General features: G+C 71.9%; 18 protein-coding genes and 3 tRNA genes. 3 read left to right on the top strand and 18 right to left on the bottom strand.

Annotated elements, in window-relative coordinates:
• Nucleotides 1-31 precede the first annotated feature (31 nt).
• The 4 genes from rplK to ACIQIB_RS01530 all read right to left on the bottom strand — a co-directional run bounded on the left by rplK (nucleotide 32) and on the right by ACIQIB_RS01530 (nucleotide 2,303).
• The gene (gene rplK / locus ACIQIB_RS01515) at nucleotides 32-466 is read right to left on the bottom strand and encodes a 50S ribosomal protein L11 (RefSeq protein WP_363605859.1); all 435 of its coding nucleotides are present in this window, start codon (nucleotides 464-466) and stop codon (nucleotides 32-34) included.
• Nucleotides 467-628: 162 nt separating this feature from the next.
• The gene (nusG, locus tag ACIQIB_RS01520; RefSeq protein WP_400756182.1) at nucleotides 629-1,510 is read right to left on the bottom strand and encodes a transcription termination/antitermination protein NusG; all 882 of its coding nucleotides are present in this window, start codon (nucleotides 1,508-1,510) and stop codon (nucleotides 629-631) included.
• Between the two features lie 210 nt (nucleotides 1,511-1,720).
• Entirely contained in the window at nucleotides 1,721-2,080 is a 360-nt protein-coding gene (gene secE / locus ACIQIB_RS01525; RefSeq protein ID WP_363605860.1) for a preprotein translocase subunit SecE, read from the bottom strand.
• A gap of 150 nt (nucleotides 2,081-2,230) precedes the next feature.
• A tRNA-Trp gene (locus ACIQIB_RS01530) sits at nucleotides 2,231-2,303 on the bottom strand.
• Between the two features lie 239 nt (nucleotides 2,304-2,542).
• Between ACIQIB_RS01530 and ACIQIB_RS01535 the strand changes: the two genes are divergently transcribed.
• Together ACIQIB_RS01535 and ACIQIB_RS01540 are read left to right on the top strand one after the other, a co-directional pair.
• Entirely contained in the window at nucleotides 2,543-3,790 is a 1,248-nt protein-coding gene (locus ACIQIB_RS01535; protein ID WP_363605861.1) for a pyridoxal phosphate-dependent aminotransferase, read from the top strand.
• A gap of 150 nt (nucleotides 3,791-3,940) precedes the next feature.
• Nucleotides 3,941-4,993, top strand: a complete 1,053-nt coding sequence (locus tag ACIQIB_RS01540; protein WP_363605863.1) for an adenosine deaminase — start codon at nucleotides 3,941-3,943, stop codon at nucleotides 4,991-4,993.
• Here the strand turns inward: ACIQIB_RS01540 and ACIQIB_RS01545 are convergent.
• The 6 genes from ACIQIB_RS01545 to ACIQIB_RS01570 form a co-directional block, all read right to left on the bottom strand.
• Complete coding sequence (locus ACIQIB_RS01545) at nucleotides 4,983-6,023, bottom strand: UDP-N-acetylmuramate dehydrogenase (RefSeq protein ID WP_363605865.1); 1,041 nt, start codon at nucleotides 6,021-6,023, stop codon at nucleotides 4,983-4,985. The two genes, ACIQIB_RS01540 and ACIQIB_RS01545, sit on opposite strands and share 11 nt — an antisense overlap.
• A gap of 54 nt (nucleotides 6,024-6,077) precedes the next feature.
• Complete coding sequence (locus tag ACIQIB_RS01550; protein WP_363605866.1) at nucleotides 6,078-6,500, bottom strand: MaoC family dehydratase; 423 nt, start codon at nucleotides 6,498-6,500, stop codon at nucleotides 6,078-6,080.
• 4 nt (nucleotides 6,501-6,504) lie between these two features.
• Complete coding sequence (locus ACIQIB_RS01555; protein ID WP_363605867.1) at nucleotides 6,505-6,963, bottom strand: MaoC family dehydratase N-terminal domain-containing protein; 459 nt, start codon at nucleotides 6,961-6,963, stop codon at nucleotides 6,505-6,507.
• A 154-nt stretch (nucleotides 6,964-7,117) separates the two neighbouring features.
• On the bottom strand, nucleotides 7,118-7,282 hold the full coding sequence (rpmG, locus tag ACIQIB_RS01560; RefSeq protein ID WP_006604855.1) for a 50S ribosomal protein L33: 165 nt from the start codon (nucleotides 7,280-7,282) through the stop codon (nucleotides 7,118-7,120).
• Nucleotides 7,283-7,365: 83 nt separating this feature from the next.
• Nucleotides 7,366-7,438 (bottom strand) — tRNA-Met (locus ACIQIB_RS01565).
• Between the two features lie 43 nt (nucleotides 7,439-7,481).
• Nucleotides 7,482-7,554 (bottom strand) — tRNA-Thr (locus ACIQIB_RS01570).
• Nucleotides 7,555-7,807: 253 nt separating this feature from the next.
• On the opposite strand from ACIQIB_RS01570, the gene ACIQIB_RS01575 reads away from it, so the two are divergent.
• On the top strand, nucleotides 7,808-9,079 hold the full coding sequence (locus ACIQIB_RS01575) for a hydrolase (protein WP_400756184.1): 1,272 nt from the start codon (nucleotides 7,808-7,810) through the stop codon (nucleotides 9,077-9,079).
• Nucleotides 9,080-9,336: 257 nt separating this feature from the next.
• On the opposite strand, the gene ACIQIB_RS01580 is transcribed toward ACIQIB_RS01575, so the two are convergent.
• The 8 genes from ACIQIB_RS01580 to ACIQIB_RS01615 all read right to left on the bottom strand — a co-directional run bounded on the left by ACIQIB_RS01580 (nucleotide 9,337) and on the right by ACIQIB_RS01615 (nucleotide 21,893).
• Nucleotides 9,337-10,011 carry a response regulator gene (locus ACIQIB_RS01580; RefSeq protein ID WP_363605871.1) on the bottom strand — a complete coding sequence of 225 codons (675 nt, stop codon included), beginning with the start codon at nucleotides 10,009-10,011 and terminating at the stop codon, nucleotides 9,337-9,339.
• Between the two features lie 103 nt (nucleotides 10,012-10,114).
• Nucleotides 10,115-12,745, bottom strand: coding sequence for an ATP-binding protein (locus ACIQIB_RS01585; RefSeq protein ID WP_363605873.1), 2,631 nt, complete (start codon nucleotides 12,743-12,745; stop codon nucleotides 10,115-10,117).
• Between the two features lie 103 nt (nucleotides 12,746-12,848).
• The gene (gene kdpC / locus ACIQIB_RS01590) at nucleotides 12,849-13,478 is read right to left on the bottom strand and encodes a potassium-transporting ATPase subunit KdpC (RefSeq protein WP_400756186.1); all 630 of its coding nucleotides are present in this window, start codon (nucleotides 13,476-13,478) and stop codon (nucleotides 12,849-12,851) included.
• Nucleotides 13,479-13,492: 14 nt separating this feature from the next.
• On the bottom strand, nucleotides 13,493-15,607 hold the full coding sequence (gene kdpB / locus ACIQIB_RS01595; RefSeq protein ID WP_400756187.1) for a potassium-transporting ATPase subunit KdpB: 2,115 nt from the start codon (nucleotides 15,605-15,607) through the stop codon (nucleotides 13,493-13,495).
• Nucleotides 15,607-17,268 carry a potassium-transporting ATPase subunit KdpA gene (gene kdpA, locus ACIQIB_RS01600; RefSeq protein WP_363605878.1) on the bottom strand — a complete coding sequence of 554 codons (1,662 nt, stop codon included), beginning with the start codon at nucleotides 17,266-17,268 and terminating at the stop codon, nucleotides 15,607-15,609. The genes kdpB and kdpA overlap by 1 nt, the downstream gene beginning before the upstream one ends.
• Nucleotide 17,269: 1 nt before the next feature.
• Nucleotides 17,270-17,359 carry a K(+)-transporting ATPase subunit F gene (kdpF, locus tag ACIQIB_RS01605; protein ID WP_097237446.1) on the bottom strand — a complete coding sequence of 30 codons (90 nt, stop codon included), beginning with the start codon at nucleotides 17,357-17,359 and terminating at the stop codon, nucleotides 17,270-17,272.
• A gap of 408 nt (nucleotides 17,360-17,767) precedes the next feature.
• The gene (locus ACIQIB_RS01610; RefSeq protein WP_363606049.1) at nucleotides 17,768-19,762 is read right to left on the bottom strand and encodes an APC family permease; all 1,995 of its coding nucleotides are present in this window, start codon (nucleotides 19,760-19,762) and stop codon (nucleotides 17,768-17,770) included.
• A 298-nt stretch (nucleotides 19,763-20,060) separates the two neighbouring features.
• Nucleotides 20,061-21,893 carry an APC family permease gene (locus ACIQIB_RS01615; protein WP_400756189.1) on the bottom strand — a complete coding sequence of 611 codons (1,833 nt, stop codon included), beginning with the start codon at nucleotides 21,891-21,893 and terminating at the stop codon, nucleotides 20,061-20,063.
• Nucleotides 21,894-22,064: the final 171 nt, after the last annotated feature.

Below are 22,064 nucleotides of genomic sequence, written 5' to 3' on the forward strand. Positions count from 1 at the left end.
CTGGCCCTACCACAGGGACGAAAAGAGCTGGTCAGCCCTCGACGGTGATGCCCATCGACCGGGCGGTGCCGGCGATGATCTTCGACGCCGCGTCCAGGTCGTTGGCGTTCAGGTCGGGCATCTTGACCGTGGCGATCTCGCGGACCTGGGCGCTGGTGAGCTTGGCGACCTTGGTCTTGTGCGGCTCGCTGGAGCCCTTGTCGACGCCCGCGGCCTTCAGGATGAGGCGCGCGGCCGGCGGCGTCTTCGTGATGAAGGTGAAGGAACGGTCGTCGTAGACCGTGATCTCCACCGGCACGATCATGCCGCGCTGCGACTCGGTCGCGGCGTTGTAGGCCTTGCAGAACTCCATGATGTTGACGCCGTGCTGGCCCAGCGCGGGGCCGACCGGCGGCGCCGGGTTGGCCGCACCGGCGTTGATCTGGAGCTTGATAAGCCCCGTGACCTTCTTCTTCTTGGGAGGCATTTCTCTCCGGGTCCTTCCGAGAGGTGATTGCTGGCGCGTGCGAGGCCGGGGCGACACCCGGCCGCCTGCACACACATCGGACCAGGCTAACGCGGATGCGCCGCTGGACCAAAACGACTTCGGGGCGGGGCCGAAGCCCCGCCCCGAAGCAGTGGCTTCGTACTAGTTCTTCTGGATCTGGTCGAAGGAGAGCTCGACCGGGGTCTCCCGGCCGAAGATCTCGACCAGGCCCTTGACCTTCTTCGAGTCCGGGTTGATCTCGTTGATGGTCGCCTGCAGGGTCGCGAACGGGCCGTCGGTGACGGTGACCGAGTCGCCGACCTCGAAGTCGAGCACCTGGATCTCGCTGGGCTTGACCGGGGAGGGCTTGCCGGCCTCCTTGGCCGCCTGGCGCTCCACGTCCGGGGCGAGCATCTTGACGACCTCGTCCAGGGTCAGCGGGTACGGGTCGTAGGCGTTGCCGACGAAGCCGGTGACACCGGGGGTGTTCCGCACGACGCCCCAGGACTCGGGGGTGAGGTCCATGCGCACCAGGACGTAGCCGGGGAGCTTGTTCTGGCGGATGGTCTTGCGGTCGCCGTTCTTGATCTGGACGACCTCCTCCTGCGGCACCTCGGCCTGGAAGATGTACTCCTCGACGTTCAGCGAGACCGCGCGCTGCTCCAGGTTCTGCTTCACCCGGTTCTCGTAGCCGGCGTAGGTGTGGATCACGTACCACTCGCCCGGCATGAAGCGCAGGTCCTCGCGGAACTTGGCGACCGGGTCGACCTCGACGGCCGGCTCGGCCTCCTCGTCGGCGGCGGCCTCGTCGGCGTCCTCGGCGGCGGGCTCCTCGTCGGACTCCACGTGCAGCGCGGCCTCCTCGGCGGGCTCGCCGGCCTCGGCCTCGTCGTACGCCTCGGCCTCGTCCTCGTCGCTGTCCGCGGCGTCCACGATCTGCTCGGCGGACTCGGCTTCGACAGCCAGCTCGGCCGCGTCCAGCTCGGCGGCGACATCCGCCTCGCGGACGGTCTCGTCGGCGTCGTACAGGGGGGACTCAGACACGGTGGCTGCTTCTTTCCTGGAGATGGTGAAGGTGGCGCGCTCCGGGATCGACTTCGGCGCGGCTCCGCTCACGCGGGCGCCAGGAGACGTCTCGGAGACTTCAACAGTACCGAGTCAACGGTAGCGGCCTCGTACGTTCGGCGCCGACAGCTCGACCCGGGCCGAGGATCGGCCCGGGTCGGGAAGCTGTTTCACAGGTGGGACGCTCGGTCAGCCGAAGATCCAGAGGCTGAGCTTGGAGAATCCGTAGTCGAGGCCGGCCACGAAGGCCATCACCACGACGACGAACACGACCACGACGGTGGTGTAGTTGACCAGCTCGCTGCGGGTGGGCCAGACGACCTTGCGCAGTTCGGCGATGATCTGGCGGTAGAACAGGGCAAGACGGGCGAACGCGCCCTTCTTGGCCCGCTTGCCGGACTTCTTGTCGCCTGAACGGTCTGCCCGCTTGCGGTCGCGGCGCGAAAGGGCCTTCTCATCGCCCTCGGCGGGCGTGGTCTCGGCAGCGCCGTCGGCACCCTCGGGGTTGCCGCTCTCAGGCGTTGCGGTGGAGCCCGTGGTCTCCGTCACTCGTCCTCACCTGAATCCGGGTCCTGCCGAGCATCACCTGCGTGCCCGACAGGGCACGAGCGGCCGGCTAAAGCGGGTGCTGATCGGTGCCCTCTCCGCATCAAGCCCGCTCGCTCTGTGGAGCGAACGGGCTGAATACGGATCAAGCAGCAGGGCAAGAGGGACTTGAACCCCCAACCGCCGGTTTTGGAGACCGGTGCTCTACCAATTGAGCTATTGCCCTACGGTGCCTCGCGGCTCCGGTAGCGACCACCAACCTACCTCATCTCCCGCCGCTGTCTGTACAGGCAGTGGAAGCTTTGGCTTCTCGGTGGCCGTCGAGCAGTGAGTGTACGTGGTCCGGGGGTGTTTGGTCGAACCTTTTCTTCGAGCCGTCGCAGGTCCGGGCCGCCATGTGGACGAGCGGGTACGCATGGTGAAACCGCCATGCCCGGTCCGTCCCGGTTCTGCGACGATGCAGGCATGAGCGCTTCCACCCCGCAGCCCGACAGTTCCGTCCGTCCCGCCGACCGACGGGTCTCCGCCCGGATCGGCGCCATCGCCGAGTCCGCGACCCTCGCCGTCGACGCCAAGGCCAAGGCCCTCAAGGCGGCCGGCCGTCCGGTGATCGGCTTCGGTGCCGGTGAGCCGGACTTCCCGACCCCGGACTACATCGTCGAGACGGCCGTCGAGGCCTGCCGCGACCCGAGGAACCACCGCTACACCCCGGCCGGCGGCCTGCCGGAGCTGAAGGCCGCGATCGCCGCCAAGACGCTGCGCGACTCCGGCTACGAGGTGGACGCCTCCCAGGTGCTGGTGACCAACGGCGGCAAGCAGGCGATCTACGAGGCGTTCGCCGCGATCCTCGACCCGGGCGACGAGGTCATCATCCCGGCCCCGTACTGGACCACCTACCCGGAGTCGGTGCAGCTGGCCGGCGGTGTGCCGGTGGAGGTCGTGGCCGACGAGACCACCGGCTACAAGGTCTCGGTCGAGCAGTTGGAGGCCGCCCGCACCGAGAACACCAAGGTGGTGCTCTTCGTCTCGCCGTCCAACCCGACCGGCGCGGTGTACACCGAGGCCGAGGCCGAGGCGATCGGCCGCTGGGCGCTGGAGCACGGCCTCTGGGTGCTCACCGACGAGATCTACGAGCACCTGGTCTACGGCGACGCGACGTTCACCTCGCTGCCGGCCCTGCTGCCCGAGCTGGCCGACAAGACCATCGTGGTCAACGGGGTCGCCAAGACCTACGCGATGACCGGCTGGCGGGTGGGCTGGGTGATCGGCCCCAAGGACGTCGTCAAGGCCGCGACCAACCTGCAGTCGCACGCCACCTCGAACGTCTCCAACGTCGCGCAGCGCGCCGCGATCGCCGCCGTCAGCGGCGACCTGACGGCCGTCGAGGAGATGCGCACCGCCTTCGACCGCCGCCGCAAGACCATCGTGCGGATGCTCAACGAGATCGAGGGCGTGCTCTGCCCCGAGCCCGAGGGCGCGTTCTACGCCTACCCGTCCGTCAAGGGCGTGCTGGGCAAGGAGATCCGCGGCAAGCGCCCGCAGACCTCCGGCGAGCTGGCGGCGCTGATCCTGGACGAGGCCGAGGTCGCGGTCGTCCCCGGCGAGGCCTTCGGCACCCCGGGCTACCTGCGGCTGTCCTACGCGCTCGGCGACGCCGACCTGGCCGAGGGCGTGAGCCGGATCCAGAAGCTGCTCGGCGAGGCCCGCGACTGACCCGCGACTGACCCGCGCCGCACCGCCCCCGTCGGCGCCGACCCGGCGCATTGACGGGGCGCATTGAGTGGAACCGCCCCCTTTTCACCCCTTCGGGGGATGCGAAGGGGGCGGTTCCCGTATCCGGGCCCGATACGGCAGTATCGGCGAATGGAACGCCTGCCAAATCCGCGAGACGTCAGGGACCTCCCCAAGGCCCACCTGCACCTGCACTTCACCGGCTCGATGCGCCCCGCCACCCTGCTGGAACTGGCCGACAAACACGGCATCCGGCTGCCGGAGGCGCTCAGCTCCGGCGAGCCGCCCAGACTGCGGGCGACCGACGAACGCGGCTGGTTCCGCTTCCAGCGCCTCTACGACACCGCCCGCTCCGTCCTGCGGGGCGAGGACGACATCCGCCGGCTGGTGCTGGAGACCGCCCAGGACGAGCGGCGGGACGGCTCCCGCTGGCTGGAGATCCAGGTCGACCCGACCTCGTACGCGCCCATGCTCGGCGGGCTGATCCCCGCCCTGGAGCTGATCCTGGACGCCGTGGAGCAGGCCGCCGAGGCCACCGGGGTGGGCATCCGGGTGCTGGTCGCCGCGAACCGGATGAAGTCCCCGATGGACGCCCGGACCCTGGCCAGGCTGGCCGTCCGGTACGCCGACCGGGGCGTGGTCGGCTTCGGCCTCTCCAACGACGAGCGCCGCGGCCTCGCCCGGGACTTCGACCGGGCCTTCGACATCGCCCGCAAGGGCGGTCTGCTGGCCGCCCCGCACGGCGGCGAACTGGCCGGTCCTGAGTCCGTCCGGGACTGCCTGGACGACCTGGGCGCGGGCCGGATCGGTCACGGCGTCCGGGCCGCCGAGGACCCCTGGCTGATGCAGCGGCTGGCGGACCGCCAGATCACCTGCGAGGTCTGCCCGTCCTCCAACGTCTCGCTGGGCGTCTACGAGTTCGCCGAGGACGTCCCGCTGCGCAGGCTGTTCGACGCCGGCGTGCCGCTGGCGCTCGGCGCCGACGACCCGCTGCTGTTCGGCAGCCGGCTGGCCGACCAGTACGCCCTGGCCCGCGACGTGCTCGGCTTCGGCGACGCCGAGCTCGCCGAGCTGGCCCGCCAGTCGGTGCGCGGCTCGCGCGCCCCGGAGAGCGTCCGCAAGGAACTGCTGGCGGACATCGACACCTGGCTGGGGGACGGCACCGGCCCGTGGCCTACAGCCTGACGCCCACCATCACCGGCTCGTTGACCAGCTCGACGCCGAAGGCCGCCCGGACCCCGTCGCGGATCTCCCGGGCCAGCGCCAGCAGGTCGTCGGCGGTGGCGGCGCCGCGGTTGGTCAGGGCCAGGGTGTGCTTGGTGGAGAGGGTGGCCGGGCCGTCGCCGTAGCCCTTGCCGAAGCCGGCCCGGTCGATCAGCCAGGCCGCCGAGGTCTTGGTGCAACCGTCCGGCGCCGGGTAGGCGGGGGCGTTCTCGGTGCCCGGGCGGGTGCGGAAGGACTCGTACTGGGCGGCCGTCAGCACCGGGTTGGTGAAGAAGGAGCCCGCCGACCAGGTGTCGTGGTCGGCCGCGTCCAGCACCATGCCCTTGCCCGAACGCAGCGCCAGCACGGCGTTCCAGGCGACGTCGACGCCGACCCGCTCGCCCTGCTCGACGCCCAGGTGGCGGGCCGTCTCGGCGTAGCGGACGGGGGTGGAGAGGCCGCCGTTGTCCTCCAGCGCGAAGCGCACCCGGAGCACCACGTAGCGGTCCGGGTCGGCCTTGAAGCGGCTGTGCCGGTAGGAGAAGACGCACTCGGCGTTGGAGAGGGTGACCACCTCGCCGGCCCGGCGGTCGTACGCGACCACCTCGGTGACGGACTGCGCCACCTCCTGGCCGTACGCGCCGACGTTCTGCACGGGCGTGGCGCCGGCCGAGCCGGGGATGCCGGCCAGGAACTCGATGCCGGCCAGGCCGTGACCGACGGTGCGGGCCACCGCGTCCTCCCAGACCTCGCCGGCGGCCAGCTCCAGCGTGAGGCCGTCCAGCGCGAAGCCGGTGGTGGCGATCCGCAGCACGGTGCCGGCGAAACCGGCGTCACCGATCACCAGGTTGGAGCCGCCGCCGATGACGAGCAGCGGCTCGCCGGCCGCGTCGGCCTCACGGACGGCGGCCACCACCTCGTCGTCGGTGTGCGCGGACACCAGTCGGCGGGCCGGGCCGCCGAGCCGGAGGGTGGTGAGCGGGGCGAGGGGGGCGTCGAGTTCTACCAGCACGCCCACCAGCGTACGGGGAGGGCGCGGCGCCCCTCTCCCCGTACGCCCCGGGGCTCAGGCCAGCCGGACGACCGCGCGGGACATGCCCAGCACCTTCCGGCCGTCGGCGGTGGCCAGCAGGTCGACCTGGACCCTGCGGTCGTCCAGCAGCTTGGCCACCTTGCCGGTGACCTCGATCACGGCGCCGACGCCGTCGTTGGGCACCGGCACCGGGCGGGTGAACCGCACGCCGTACTCGACCACCGCGGCCGGGTCGCCGACCCAGTCGGTGACCACCCGGATCGCCTCGGCCATGGTGAACATGCCGTGCGCGATGACGTCCGGCAGGCCGACCTCCAGGGCGAACTTCTCGTTCCAGTGGATCGGGTTGAAGTCGCCGGAGGCACCCGCGTACCGCACCAGGGTGGCGCGCGTCACGGGAAAGGACTGCGCGGGCAGCTCGGTGCCGACCGCGACCTCGTCATAGCTGATCGCCATCGCGTTACTCCCCCGCCTCGTCGGCGGCCCGGGCCACCAGGGTCATGATCGACGTCACCACGTGCTCGCCGCTGCCGTCCGTCACCTCGCCACGCACCGTGAGGACGTCGTTGCCGGCGAGCGACTTGATGTTGTCGATGGTCACCGCGACCGAGAGCCGGTCCCCCGCGCGCACCGGCCGGGTGTAGGCGAACTTCTGGTCCCCGTGCACCACCCGGGTGTAGTCCAGGCCCAGCTGCGGGTCCTCGACCACCTGGCCGGCGGCCTGGTAGGTGATCACGAACGGGAAGGTCGGCGGGGCGATCACGTCCGGGTGGCCGAGGGCCCTGGCGGCCTCCGGGTCGCTGTACGCGGGGTTGGCGTCGCCCACGGCGACGGCGAACTCGCGGATCTTCTCCCGGCCGACCTCGTACGGCTCGGTGGGCGGATAGGTCCGCCCGATGAAGGAGGGGTCGAGCGCCATGGGCAACTCCTCAACTGTCCGGTGCCACCGAAGTGGGTCACAGAGAGCGGGTCACGGAAACGGGTGACAAAAAAGACTCCGGACCGCACCCAGTGAGGGATGCGGCCCGGAGTCGAAGACCTGAGTCACACAGGCCCGATGCCCTGCAACAGGGTCAGCGGGTCTCGCGGTGCGCGGTGTGCGAGTTGCAGCGGGGGCAGTGCTTCTTCATCTCAAGACGGTCCGGGTCGTTACGCCGGTTCTTCTTGGTGATGTAGTTCCGCTCCTTGCACTCCACGCAGGCCAGCGTGATCTTCGGGCGGACATCGGTGGCAGCCACGGGAGTGCCTTCCTTGGACAATGAATAAGAACACAACAAGAGTAGCCGACCGGGAGTGCGATCTCCCGACCGACTACGCGGGGTAGCGGTGACCGGACTTGAACCGGTGACACAGCGATTATGAGCCGCTTGCTCTACCAACTGAGCTACACCGCCACAGTGATCCGCAGCACAGCCGTAGCTGACCGCTTTTCACCAGAGCCCCCATGCGGAATCGAACCGCAGACCTTCTCCTTACCATGGAGACGCTCTACCGACTGAGCTATAGGGGCGAACGAGGAAGAGATTACACGTTCCGCGCCCAGAGGTGAAATCCGTATCCCGGCGCGAAGACCGCAGGTCGGCGGGGTGCGCGGATGACCGATCGAAGGCCGGGCGTTCGACCACCCCCCCGGCCGCGCGGCCCGACCCGATACGACTATTGCCCGCCTCCCGTCGCCCCGCGCCCGACCGCCATAGGCTCGTCGCTCATTGATCGGGACGGGCCGGGGTACGAGACGGGCCAGCGCGAGAAGGAGCCGGGCGATGGACAGCGCACCCGCCGACGGGCCTCAGCCGGGACCCGGCCCGGCGGCCAACCCGCTCGGGCACGGCCCCGTCCTGCTGCTCACCGACGCCCGGCTCGCCGACGGCCGGGTGGTGGACGTACGGATCAGCGGCGACCGGATCCAGGCCGTCGGCACCGCCGGCAGCCTCGGACCGCTGCCCGCCCTGCCGGGCACCCCCACGGCCACCACCGGCGCCCGGATCGACCTCAAGGGCTACCTGCTGCTGCCCGCCCCCGCCGAGGCGCACGCCCACTACGACGTCGCCTTCTCCGCCGCGCTGCCCGCTCCGCCGCCGGAGACCCCCACCGACCTCACCCGCCGGGTCACCGAGGCCGCGCTCACCTCGCTCGGCTACGGCGCCACCGCCCAGCGCACCCACGTCCGGATCGGCGACGTGCACGGGCTGCGTCGGCTGGAGGCCGTGCTCACCGCCCGGCAGGCGCTGCGCGGCCTGGCCGAGCTCCAGGCGGTCGCCATGCCCCGGCTGCTCACCGGCCGCGCCGGGGCGGACGGCCGGGCCCAACTGCGCGAAGCCCTCAAGCTGGGCGCCACCGCGGCCGGGGGCTGCCCCGAACTGGACCCGGACCCGACGGGGTACGCCCAGGTGCTGCTGGAGGCCGCCCGGGAGGCGGACTGCCCGGTCGACCTGCACGCCACGGCCGCCGACCCGGCGCGGCTGGCCCGGCTGGCGAGCGCGCTCGCCCCGCTGCGGCCGCGGGTGACGCTCGGCCCGTGCGGCGCGCTGGCGCCGGGCTCCCCTGCGGTGCTGGCCGGTCACGGCATCCGGGTGGTCTGCCTGCCGCAGAACGGCTGCTGCACCGGACTGGAGGGCCGGCCCAGCGGGCTGCGGCCGGGGCTGCTGCGCGAGCTGACGGAGGCCGGGGTGCCGCTCGCGGCGGGCAGCGGTTCGCTGCGCGACGCCGCCAACCCGGTCGGGCGGGCCGATCCGCTGGAGGCCGCGTACCTGCTGGCGGCGAGCGGGGTGCTGGCCCCGGAGGCGGCGTACGACGCGGTGGCGAACCAGGCGCGGGTGGCGCTCGGGCTCCCCCCGGTCCGGGTGGACGCCGGGTTCCCGGCCGAGCTGCTGGCGGTGCGCGGGGACAGCCTGGCGGGGGCGCTCGCGGGCGGTCACAGCCGCCTGGTGGTGCACAGCGGACGGATCGTCAGCCGGACCAGCGCGGTCCGGGAGTTCGCCGACACGGTGGCGCTGGCCCTGCCCCGGCAGTCCGGCGGCACCGGCGGCGGCTGACCGCGGGCCGGGGCCGAAACCGATGGGGGCGCGCGGTGTTGAACCGCGCGCCCCTCCCCCACCTGCTGGCCGCCGATGACGTCGGTGGGCCCCACCGGCGGCGGAGCGGCCCCAGGCATCCCCCACATGGAGCGGGGCCGCTCTCCCACCGCTGACGCTACGCCCACGGACGACCCGTTCCGCCCGCTCTTGACGCCCTCCTGTCGTGCGACTGGCCCCCCTTGACGGACCGTTGACACCGCGGGGCTCCCGTCCGGTCAGGGCTCGTAGCGGTAGCCGATGCCGGGCTCGGTGATCAGATGGCGCGGCCGGGCCGGGTCGCGTTCCAGCTTGCGGCGCAGGCCGGCCAGGTAGACCCGCAGGTAGTTGCCGCGCTCCTCCTGGGCCGGCCCCCAGACCTCGCGCAGGATCCGCCGGCCGGGCACCAGCCGGCCGGGGCTGGCGAGCAGCAGGGCGAGGATGCGCCACTCGGTCGGGGTGAGCCGGACCGGGCCGTCCGGGCCGCTGACGGTGGTGGCGGCGAGGTCCACGGTGTGGTCGCCGATCACCGGTGCGGGCAGGGCGATCCCGCCCGGCGGCCGGCGCAGCACGGCGCGCAGCCGGGCCAGCAGCTCCTCCATCAGGAAGGGCTTGGTGAGGTAGTCGTCGGCGCCGGCGTCGAGGGCGCCGACCTTGTCGGCGGCGCCGGCCCGGCCGGAGAGCACGATGATCGGCACGGCGCTGCGGCTGCGCAGGCTCCGGATCACCTCCATGCCGTCCAGGTCGGGCAGGCCGAGGTCGAGCAGCACGGCGTCGGGCGCGGTGTGCGCGGCCCGGTCGAGGGCCTCCCCGCCGCTGGCCGCCGTCCGGACGGCGTACTGCCGGGCGCTCAGGTTGATCCGCAGGGTGCGCAGCAGCGCGGGTTCGTCGTCGACGATCAGGATCTCGCTCATGCGCGCGCCACTCCCCCGGTCCCGGAGGCCGGAAGGTGCCCCCGTCGCCCGGCGCCCGCCTCGCGGGACAGGCGCGTTTCGGTCATTCGTCGGCTTCGCTCTCTCATACGGGCGCTTCTCCCGGGTGGGCGGCGGGCAGGGTGAGCAGCATGGTGGTGCCGCCACCGGGGGTGTCCTCGACCTCCAGACTGCCGCCCATGGCCTCGGCGAGGCCGCGGGAGAGGGCGAGACCGAGACCGACGCCGGTGGTGTTGTCGGTGTCGCCGAGGCGCTGGAAGGGCAGGAAGACCCGGTCGCGGTCCTCGGGGGCGATGCCGGGGCCGCGGTCGATCACCCGGAGCTCGACCTGGTCCCGGTGGTGGCTGGCGGTGACCAGCACGGGTGCGCCGGGGGCGTTGTGGCGCAGGGCGTTGGTGATGACGTTGGCGAGGACGCGTTCCAGCAGCGGCGGGTCGGCGAGGACGGCGGGCGCGGTGTCCAGGTCGAGCGGCTGGACCGGGGCGTACGGGGCGGGGAGGGTGTCCAGGGCCCGGGGCAGGATCTCGTCGAGGTGGGTCTCGGCGAGGTGCAGGGTGAGCGCGCCCGCCTGGAGGCGGCTCATGTCGAGCAGGTTGTCGACCAGCCGGGTGAGCCTGACCAGGGACTCGTCGGCGGTGGCGAGGAGTTCGGCCTGGTCCTCGGCGGAGAACTCGACGTCGGGGCTGCGCAGCGAGCCGACCGAGGCGAGGGCGGCGGCGAGCGGGGTGCGCAGGTCGTGGCTGACGGCGGCGAGCAGGGCGGTGCGCATCCGGTCGGCGGCCTTGATGGGTTCGACCTCGGCGGCGACGACGGCGAGCCGGTCGCGTTCGAGGGCGGCGGCGACGTGGGCGGCGAAGGCGGTGAGGACGCGCTGGTCGGCGGCGGGCAGCCGGCGGCCGGTGAGGACCAGGACGGCGTCCGCGCCGACCGGGACCTCGGTGGTCTCGCCGGTTCCGGCGCTTCCGGCGCGGTCGGGGGCGGCGGGGGTGTCGGTGTCGGGGGCGCCGTCGGCCGGGGCCTCCCCGTCGCAGCGGGCCAGCACCTCGCCGCCGGCGCGTTCCAGCAGGGCGACGGAGTCCATGCCGAAGGCCGTCCGGGACTTCTCCAGCAGGGCGGGCAGGGCGTCGGCGCCCCGCAGCACGCTGCCGGCGAGGGTGGAGAGGGTCTCGGCCTCGGCGGTGGCCCGGGCGGCGCGGCTGGTGAGCCGGGTCGCGTGGTCGACCACGGTGGAGACGGCGAGCGCGACGGCGGCGAAGACCACCAGCGCGACGATGTTGTTGGTCTCGCCGATGGTCAGGGTGTGCACGGGCGGGATGAAGAAGTAGTTCAGCAGCAGCGAGGCGACCACCGAGGCCAGCAGGGCCGAGGTGGCACCGCCGAGCAGGGCGACGACGACCACGCCGAGCTGGAAGATCAGCGCGTCGGTGGTGAGGTTCACCCGCTCGGGCGCCTGCGAGAGCAGGGCCGTCAGCAGCCAGGGCAGGACGAGCCCGGCGAGGTAGCCGGCGATGGTGCGGCGCCGGGAGTGGCGGCGGCCGAGCGAGGGCAGCCGGCCGCGGCCGGTGAACTCGTGGGTGACCATGTGGACGTCGATGTCCTCGGAGGCGTCCACGGTGGTCTCGCCGATGCCGGGGCCGGTGAGGAAGCGGGTGATCCGGCCGCGGCGGCTGGTGCCCAGGACCAGCTGGGTGGCGTCGTGGGCGCGGGCGAAGGCCAGCAGCGCGGTGGGGATGTCGTCGCCGACGACCACGTGGTAGCTGCCGCCGAGGGTCTCGACCAGCTGCCGCTGCTGGGCGAGTGCGCCGGAGGAGGCGCCGGCCAGGCCGTCGCTGCGGGTGACGTGGACGGCCAGCAGGTCGCCGCCGGCGGTGCGGAGGGAGGGGCGGCGCGGCGCGTCACCGTCGGGGGCGGTGGTGGGCGACGGGCGGGAGATCCGGGCGGCGCGGCGGATCAGGGTCTCGCCCTCGGGGCCGCCGGTGAGGGCGACCACGACGCGTTCGCGGGTCTCCCAGACCCGGTCGATGTTGTGGCTGGCCCGGTAGTCGCGCAGGCCCTCGTCGACCCGCCCGGCCACCCAGAGCAGGGCGAGTTCGCGCAGGGCGGTGAGGTTGCCGACCCGGAAGTAGTTGGAGAGCGCGGCGTCCACCTTCTCCGCCTTGTAGACGTTGCCGTGGGCCATCCGGCGGCGCAGCGCCTGGGGGGCCATGTCGACGAGCTCGATCTGGTCGGCCCGGCGGACCACCTCGTCCGGGACGGTCTCGCGCTGCGGGATGCCGGTGATCTTCTGGACGACGTCGTTCAGCGATTCCAGGTGCTGGATGTTGACGGTGGTGATGACGTCGATCCCGGCGTCCAGCAGTTCCTCGACGTCCTGCCAGCGCTTGGCGTTGCGGCCGCCGGGGATGTTGGTGTGGGCCAGTTCGTCCACGAGGGCCACGGACGGACGGCGGGCGAGGACGGCGTCGAGGTCCATCTCCTCGAAGTCGCTGTCGCGGTAGGAGCGGCTGACCCTCGGCAGCAGCTCCAGGCCGTCCACCAGCGCCTCGGTGTAGCGGCGGCCGTGGCACTCGATGTAGCCGACCACCACGTCCGCGCCGCGTTCCCGTCTGCGCCGGGCCTCGTCCAGCATCCGGTAGGTCTTGCCCACACCGGGGGCGGAGCCGAGGTACACCCTCAGCCGGCCTCGGCGGGAGCCGGGGGTGAGGTCGCGGGCCATGGGCGCTCTTTCGTACGAGGGAGGGTACGGCGGCGGCCGACCCCGGCCGGGGGCTGCTGCCCCGGCCCGGGTCGGCCTGTTCAGGGATTTTTCGGACGGATCGTCACTTCTGCTCCGACAGCGCGGTGTTGAGCAGTACGACGTTCACGCCCTCCTGTCCGAGGAAGCCGAGCGAGCGCCCCTCGGTGTACTTCTCGACCAGCCTGCGCACGGTCTCCTCGGGCAGGTCGCGGGCCTTGGCGACCCGGGCGACCTGCTCCTTCGCGTAGGCGACGGAGATCTGCGGGTCGAGGCCGGAGCCGGAGGCGGTGACCGCGTCCACCGGCACGCTCGCCGGGTCGACGCCGTCGAACGCGGCGACGGCCGCACGGCGGTCCTCGACGGTCTTCAGCAGGTCCTCGCTGTTCGGGCCGAGGTTGGAGGCGCCGGAGCTCTTCGGGTCGTAGCCGCCGGCGGAGGGCCGCGGCTGGAACCACTTCGGGTCCGGCCTGGCCTCCTCCTTCTCGTCGTCCGGGTTCTGCTTGGGGAGGTTGTAGCTCTGGCCGAGCAGGCTGGAACCGACCTCCTTGCCGTCGAGCTCCACGATCGAGCCGTTGGCCTTGTCGTCGAGCACCAGCTGGCTGATCCCGGTGATCAGCAGGGGGTAGGCGAGACCGAGGATCACCGTCATCACCAGCAGCATCCGCAGCGCGGTGAAGTGCGTGCGCACGGTGGTGGGCAGGGGCTTGGACATCAGGTGCTCCTTTCTCAGCTCAGGCCGGGGACGAACTGGACGACCAGGTCGATCAGTTTGATCCCGGCGAAGGGGACGATCAGACCGCCGAAGCCGTACAGCCCGAGGTTGCGGCGCAGCAGGGAGCCGGCGTCGGACGGGCGGTAGCGGACGCCGCGCAGGGCGAGCGGGATGAGGCCGATGATGACCAGGGCGTTGAAGATGATCGCCGAGGTGATCGCGGACTGCGGGCTGTGCAGGTGCATGATGTTGAGCTTGTCGAGGCCCGGGTAGACCGCCGCGAACATCGCCGGGATGATCGCGAAGTACTTCGCGACGTCGTTGGCGATGGAGAAGGTGGTCAGCGCGCCGCGGGTGATCAGCAACTGCTTGCCGATCTCGACGATCTCGATCAGCTTGGTGGGGTTGGAGTCCAGGTCGACCATGTTCCCGGCCTCCTTGGCCGCCATGGTCCCGGTGTTCATCGCGACACCGACGTCGGCCTGGGCGAGGGCGGGGGCGTCGTTGGTGCCGTCCCCGGTCATCGCGACCAGCTTGCCGCCGGCCTGCTCCTTCTTGATGAGGGCCATCTTGTCCTCGGGGGTGGCCTCGGCGAGGAAGTCGTCCACGCCGGCCTCCTCCGCGATCGCCCTGGCGGTCAGCGGGTTGTCGCCGGTGATCATGATGGTCTTGATGCCCATCCGGCGCAGCTCGTCGAAGCGCTCCCGCATGCCCTCCTTGACCACGTCCTTGAGGTGGATGACACCCAGGACGCGGGCGGGGGCGGAGCCCACCCTGTCGGCGACCACGAGCGGCGTGCCGCCGGCCGCGGAGATCCCGTCGACCAGCGCGGAGACCTCGCCGCCGACCGAACCGCCCTGCTCGGTCACCCAGTTGGTGACCGCGGCGGCCGCGCCCTTGCGGACCTGGTGGACGGCCTCGGCCTCGTCCAGGTCGACGCCGGACATCCGGGTCTGGGCCGTGAAGGGCACCCAGGTGGCGTGGGTCAACTCGCCCTGGGCGCGGGCCCGCAGGCCGTACCCGGTCTTGGCGAGGACCACGATCGAGCGGCCCTCCGGGGTCTCGTCGGCGAGCGACGACAGCTGCGCGGCACCGGCCAGTTCCTCCGTGCCCACGCCGGGGGCCGGCAGGAACTCGGCGGCCTGGCGGTTGCCGAGGGTGATGGTGCCGGTCTTGTCGAGCAGCAGGGTGTTGACGTCCCCGGCCGCCTCGACGGCCCGGCCGGACATCGCCAGCACGTTGCGCTGCACCAGCCGGTCCATGCCGGCGATGCCGATCGCGGAGAGCAGCGCGCCGATGGTGGTCGGGATGAGCGCCACGATCAGGGCGACCAGCACGATCATCGACTGCGGGGCGCCCGCGTAGGTGGCCATCGGCTGGAGCGTGACGACCGCGATCAGGAAGACGATGGTCAGCGAGGCCAGCAGGATGTTGAGCGCGATCTCGTTCGGCGTCTTCTGCCGGGCGGCGCCCTCGACCAGGGCGATCATCCGGTCGATGAAGGTCTTGCCCGGCTCGGAGGAGATCTTCACCACGATCCGGTCGGAGAGCACCCTGGTGCCGCCGGTCACCGCGGAGCGGTCACCGCCCGACTCGCGGATCACCGGCGCGGACTCTCCGGTGATCGCCGACTCGTCCACGGACGCGACGCCCTCGACCACGTCACCGTCGCCGGGGATGATCTGCCCGGCCTCGACCACCACGTGGTCGCCGAGCGCCAGCGCGGTGCCGGAGACCTCCTCCTCGGCCCGCGAGGCCGGCCAGTCGGTCAGCCGCCGGGCCATGGTGTCGGTCCTGGTCCTGCGCAGGGTGTCCGCCTGCGCCTTGCCGCGGCCCTCGGCGACGGCCTCGGCCAGGTTGGCGAAGACGGTGGTCAGCCAGAGCCAGACGGTGATGGACCAGGCGAACACGGACGGGTCGGCGATCGCGGCGACGGTGGTGACCACCGAGCCGACCTCGACCACGAACATGACCGGGTTCCTGACCATCACCCGGGGGTCCAGCTTCTTCACCGCGTCCGGCAGGGAGGCGGCTATCAGCCTGGGGTCGAGGAGGCCGTTGGAGACTCTGTGCGGCGCCGCGCTCTCCGTCTTCTCGAGCGGTGCGGGGGTGAGCGTAGGGGTGGACATCAGGAGAGACCTTCCGCGATCGGCCCGAGAGCGAGGGCCGGGAAGTAGGTGAGACCGACGACGATCAGGACGACGCCCGACAGCAGGCCCACGAAGAGCGGCTTGTGGGTGGGCAGGGTGCCCGGAGTGGCGGGAACCGGCTGCTGCCGCGCGAGCGAGCCCGCCAGCGCCAGCACGAAGACCATCGGCAGGAAGCGGCCGAACACCATCGCCAGACCGATCGCGGTGTCGTACCAGTCGGTGTTGACCGTGATGCCCGCGAACGCCGAGCCGTTGTTGTTGGCACCCGAGGTGAACGCGTACAGCACCTCGGAGAAGCCGTGGGCGCCCGAGTTGAGCATCCCGGCGCGCTCGCCCGGCAGCGACATCGCCAGGCCCGTGCCGACCAGCACGATCGTCGGCGTGGTCAGGATGTACAGCGAGGCGAACTTCATCTCGCGGCCGCCGAGCTTCTTGCCCAGGTACTCCGGCGTCCGGCCGACCATCAGACCGGCCACGAAGACCGCGACGACCGCCAGGATCAGCATGCCGTACAGGCCGGAGCCGGTACCGCCGGGCGCGATCTCACCCAGCATCATGTTGAACATCGCGATCCCGCCGCCGAACGGCGAGTACGAGTCGTGGAAGGAGTTCACCGCGCCGGTCGAGGTCAGCGTGGTGGAGGCGGCGAACAGGCTGGAGGCCGCGATACCGAACCGCTGCTCCTTGCCCTCCATCGCCCCGCCGGCGGCCTGCATCGCGCTGCCGGAGTGCTGCGTCTCGGAGAAGGTGATCAGCGCGGCCGAGGCCACCCAGAACAGGCCCATCACGGCGAGGATCGCGTAGCCCTGACGGTTGTCCCCGACCATCCGGCCGAAGGCGCGGGGCAGCGCGAACGGGATCAGCAGGATGAGGAAGATCTCCACCAGGTTGCTGAACCCGGTCGGGTTCTCGAACGGGTGCGCCGAGTTGGCGTTGTAGAAGCCGCCGCCGTTGGTGCCGAGCAGCTTGATGACCTCCTGCGAGGCCACCGGACCGCCCGGGACCGACTGCGGGTCGCCGGCCAGCGTGGCGACCTCGTGGAAGCCGTGGAAGTTCTGCACCACGCCGTTGGCGACCAGCACCAGCGCGAAGACGATCGCGATCGGCAGCAGCAGGCGCAGCGTGATCCGGGTGAGGTCCACCCAGAAGTTGCCGACCCGGTCGGTGCGGTTGCGGGTGAAGCCCCGGATCAGCGTGGCGACGATCGCGATGCCGACGGCCGAGGAGACGAAGTTCTGCACCGCCAGGCCGGCCATCTGGGCCACGTGGCCCATCGCGGACTCACCGCCGTAGGACTGCCAGTTGGTGTTGGCCACGAAGGAGATCGCGGTGTTCCAGGCCTGGTGACCCTCCATCTGCGGCACGCCGAGGCTCAGCAGCAGATATCCCTGAAGGCGGATCAGCCCGTACAGGAAGAGGACCGAGACGGCCGAGAAGGCCAGCACCGAACGGAGGTAGACCGGCCAGCGCTGGTCGGCGTCGCCGTCCACGCCGATGACCTTGTACAGGCCGCGCTCGACTCCGAGGTGCCTGGGAGTGGTGAGGATTCTGGCGATGTAGTCGCCGAGGGGGCGGTAGCACAGGGCCAGCGCGCCCACCAGGGCGAGGGCCTGCAGCCAGCCCGCGAGGGTGGAACCCATGTCAGAACTTCTCCGGGTAGATCAGCGCCACGACGAGGTAGCCGACGAGGGCGACGGCGACGATGAGACCTGCGATGTTCTCGGCGCTCACAGCTTCTCCACCCCCCGTGCGATCAGGGCGATGACGGCGAACACGGCGACCGTGACACCGACGTAGATGAGATCGGACATGGGCTCCACCACAGTGGTTCGGAGACGGCCGCGGCCGGGCCCGGAGGCACCGCACGGCACCGGCGGAAGACCGGCTGAAGCAGCAAACCAGCCGGTTGAGGGGCGCTACGGTTCCCTGACGCCCTCCATACGGGCGGATACGCGACGTTGACGCGACCTTGACGCCCGCGTCACCGGGCCGAGACCGGCCGTGTGCGGAAACGTTTCGGGCCCCGGACAGCGATGCTGTCCGGGGCCCGTTCCGGTCGGTCGTGCCGGGGTCGCCCGGGCACGTCTCCGGGTGCCGTGCGGGCGTTCTCCGGTGCCGGCAGGCGTTCCTGGGTGCCGCTCAGGAGTTCTCGGGCGCCGGCAGCTTCTCGTGCTCCGACCGCCCCACCGGCTCACCGCGCCGCACCGCGCCCGGGGCCCGGCGGGACGGGTGGTACGCCTTGCTGGAGGAGGTCAGCTGCCAGGGCACGCTGATCACCATCACGCCCGGGGTGAACAGCAGCCGGCTCTTCAGCCAGAGCGCCGACTGGTTGTGCAGCAGGTGCTCCCACCAGTGCCCGACCACGTACTCGGGGATGAACACCGCGACCGCGTCCCGGGGGCTGGTCCGGCGGTACTCGCGCACATACGCCACCACCGGCTTGGTGATCTCCCGGTACGGCGAGTCCAGCACCTTCAGCGGCACCTGGACGTCGAGCTCCCGCCACTGCCGCTCCAGTTCACCGGTGGCCTCCTGCTCGACCGCGACGGTCAGCGCCTCCAGCGAGTCCGGCCGGAACGCCTGCGCGTAGCCGAGCGCCCGCAGGGTGGGCTTGTGCAGCTTGGAGACCAGCACGATCCCGTGCACGCTGGACGGCCGCACCGACTCGGCGTGCGGGTCGTCCACCGCCAACTCCTCGGCCACACCGTCGTAGTGCCGCCGGATGCCGCGCATCATCACCCAGAGCACGACCGCCGCGACCACGGCCAGCCAGGCGCCCTGGGTGAACTTGGTCAGCAGCACGATGACCAGCACCAGGGCGGTGGTGACCGCGCCGAAGGCGTTGATCACCCGGGAACGCTGGGCCGGGCCGCGGACGCCCGGCTCGGTCTCGGTGCGCAGGACGCGGTTCCAGTGCTTCACCATGCCGATCTGGGACAGCGTGAAGGAGGTGAAGACGCCCAGGATGTAGAGGTGGATCAGGCTGGTGACGTCCGCGTCGTACAGCCAGAGCAGCCCGCCGGCCACCACCGCGAGGGCGATGATGCCGTTGGAGAACGCCAGCCGGTCGCCGCGGGTGTGCATCTGCCGGGGCAGATAGCGGTGCTCGGCCAGGATCGAGGCCAGCAGCGGGAAGCCGTTGAAGGCGGTGTTGGCCGCCAGGATCAGCACCAGCGCGGTGACGGCCTGGACGAAGTAGAAGAGCACGGAGTGGTCGCCGCCGAAGATCGCGGCCGCCAGCTGGGCGATCACGGTCTGCTGCGGGGCGGTGTGGCAGTCGCCGGGGAACCCGGTCAACTGGCAGGCGTCGTCCGTGATGTGGACCTTGGAGATCAGTGCCAGCGCGGTGATGCCGACGAACATGACCACGGCCGTGGTGCCCATCACGGCCATCGTGGTGGCGGCGTTCCTCGACTTCGGCGCCCGGAAGGCCGGCACGCCGTTGGAGATCGCCTCCACACCGGTCAGCGCGGTACAGCCGGACGCGAACGCCCGCAGGCCCAGCATCAGCAGGCCCAGCCCGGCCAGGGTGTCCTTGCCGTCCACCGGCAGGACCCCGTACGAGGCGCTGGACGCCACCGGCGCGTGGCCGAACGCGACCCGGATCAGACCGGTGACCACCATCAGCAGCATGCCGCCGATGAAGAGGTACGTCGGCGCCGCGAAGGCCTTGCCGGACTCCCGGACACCGCGCAGGTTCATCGCCGCGAGCAGCGCGACGAAGCCGACCGCCAGCTCCACCCGGTGGTCCGCGAGCGCGGGCAGCGCCGAGATGATGTTGTCCACCCCGGAGGCCACCGACACCGCGACCGTCATCACGTAGTCGACCAGCAGCGAAGCGGCCACCACCAGGCCGGAGTTGGCCCCCAGGTTGCGGGACACCACCTCGTAGGAGCCGCCGCCGCTGGGGTAGGCGTGCACGACCTGGCGGTACGACATCACCACGACCGCCATCAGCGCGACCACACCGGCCGCGACCCACGGGGTCAGGTAGAGGAACGCGGTGCCACCGACGGTGAGCACCAGCAGGATCTCCTGGGTCGCGTAGGCGACCGAGGAGAGCGGGTCGGAGGCGAAGATCGGCAGCGCCAGCCGCTTGGGGAGCAGCGTCTCGCCCAGCTCCTCGCTGCGCATGGCCTTGCCGATCACTAGACGCTTGAGCGCCTGGGGCACGTTGAACACATGGGCGAGCGTAAGGGCCGAAAACAGCCTGACAATGGGCCCCGAAGGCGTGCCGAAAAGGCCCGGCACGCCGATCGGGAGGAGTGTTCCCGCAGGTCGGAGCCGCTATGAGCACGCACCTGCCGGGCGTATCAACGGCGTTAAGCCCCCCCGTTAAGACATCGTCAAGATATGACGATCCGATAGGACATTTAGCCACATATAGGGCAATTTGCCCGCGCCGCGACCGCGGCGCACGGCCCGCCCAGGCCTACATCCGCATCCGGAGCCGGCAGACCACGGCATCGGTGTGGCGGCGCAGCGCCCGGTCGATCACCGCCCCGCGCCGGTTCTGCAGCGCCCGCTGCCAGGGGCGGGCCGGCTCGACCTCGGGGATGAGGACGGTGAGCCGGTCGTACGCGCGCTCGGCGCCGAGCCGGTTGACGAAGGCGGCGATCGGCGGGCCGAGCCGGCGGTGGCCGTCCGGGATCTCCACCAGGGGCACGCCCGGCCGCCACAGCTCCCAGTCCCGGCGCAGCGCCTCGGCCTCCGCCGGGTCGTGCACCACGGTGACCGCCAGGACCTCGTCGCCGAGCGAGAGCGCCGCGCTCAGCCCGTCCCTGGTCAGCCGGGTGATCGCGGTGACCGGGACGACGACCAGGCTGCGCCGGCGGGTGACGGCGCCGGGCACCCGCCCCAGCTCCAGCGCCTCGCCGATCCGCGCGTAGCCGCGGTGGACCGCCTCGAAGAGCAGGACGAGCAGCGGCAGCGCCAGGCAGATGCCCCAGGCGCCCTCGGTGAACTTCGTCCCGGTGACGACCACCGCCGCGACGCCGGTGAGCAACGCGCCGAAACCGTTCAGCGCCGCCCTGGCCCGCCAGCCCCGCTGCCGCCGGACGCACCAGTGCCTGACCATGCCGACCTGGCAGACGGTGAAGCCGACGAAGACCCCGATCGCGAACAGCGGCACCAGGCTGTTGACGTCCCCGCCGGAGCCGACCAGCAGCGCCGCGGAGACCAGGGCGAGGAAGAGCACGCCGTGACGGTGCACCTGGCGGTCGGCGCGCAGCGCGAAGACGTGCGGCAGGTGGTTGTCGCGGGCGAGCAGGTGCAGCAGCACGGGCAGGCCGCCGAAGGAGGTGTTGGCGGCCAGGCCCAGCAGGATCACGGTGGCGAACTGGACCAGGTAGAAGCCGGCGCCGTGGCCGAGCGAGGCGTCGGCGAGCTGGGCGAGCACGGTGACGCCCTCCACCGGCTGGAGGTGGAAGCGGCCGATCAGCACGGCCAGTCCGATCAGCATCACGCCGAGCAGCGCGCCGAGCGCGACCTCGGTGCGCTGCGCCCGCTTCACGCCCGGCGTGCGGAAGGACGGGACGGCGTTCGCCACCGCCTCCACCCCGGTCAGCGCCGAGCAGCCCGCCGCGAACGCCTTGAGCAGCAGCAGCGCGCCGACCGCGGTCGCGTTGCCGGCCAGCGCCGAGGCGTGCCCGGTGGCCGCCTCGGTGCTCACCGGGGCGTCCCGGAACAGGCCGACCACGATGATCGCCAGGATGGACAGCACGAAGACGGCCGTCGGCGCCATGAACCAGCGGGCCGACTCGGCGATCCCCCGCAGGTTGACGGCGGTGACCAGGGCGAGCACGCCCAGGCAGAGCCAGACCCAGTGGCCGTACAGGCCCGGCACGGCCGAGGTCAGCGCGGCCACCCCCGCGGTCACCGAGACCGCCACGTTCAGGATGTAGTCGATCACCAGGGAGGCGGCGGCGGTCAGCGCGGTCCGTCGGCCCAGATGCTCCCTGGTCACCGCGTACGAGCCGCCGCCGTCCGGGAAGGCCGCGATCACCTGGCGGTAGGAGGCCACCAGCACCGCCAGCAGCACGGCGATCGCCGCCGTCACGGGGAGCGTGAAGCCGAGCCCGTACGCCCCGGCCGCGGCCAGGACCAGGACGATCGACTCGGGCCCGTACGCGACGGAGGCCATCGCGTCCAGGGAGAGCGCGGCCAGGCCGCCGAGGGCGCTGAGGCGGTGCCGGTCACCGGCCGCGCCGGTATCCGGGGGCTCGGGCTCCGCGGCGACGGCCGGGGTGGTGGTGGCGCTGGACATCGGGCAGGACCTCCGCAGTCGGGTGCTGCTCCGATCCTGCGGGCCGGGTGCCGCCCCGCTCCCCTGCCCCTACGCGTTCCTGACGCCTCGACGTGTGCCTTTGACGATCCGTTGACGCCATGCGGCGGCCGGCCCCGGGGGGCGTGGACGGGGCGGGTGGGCCGATGTCCC

The organism is Kitasatospora sp. NPDC092286, from assembly GCF_044755565.1.
Classification (GTDB): Bacteria; Actinomycetota; Actinomycetes; order Streptomycetales; family Streptomycetaceae; genus Kitasatospora.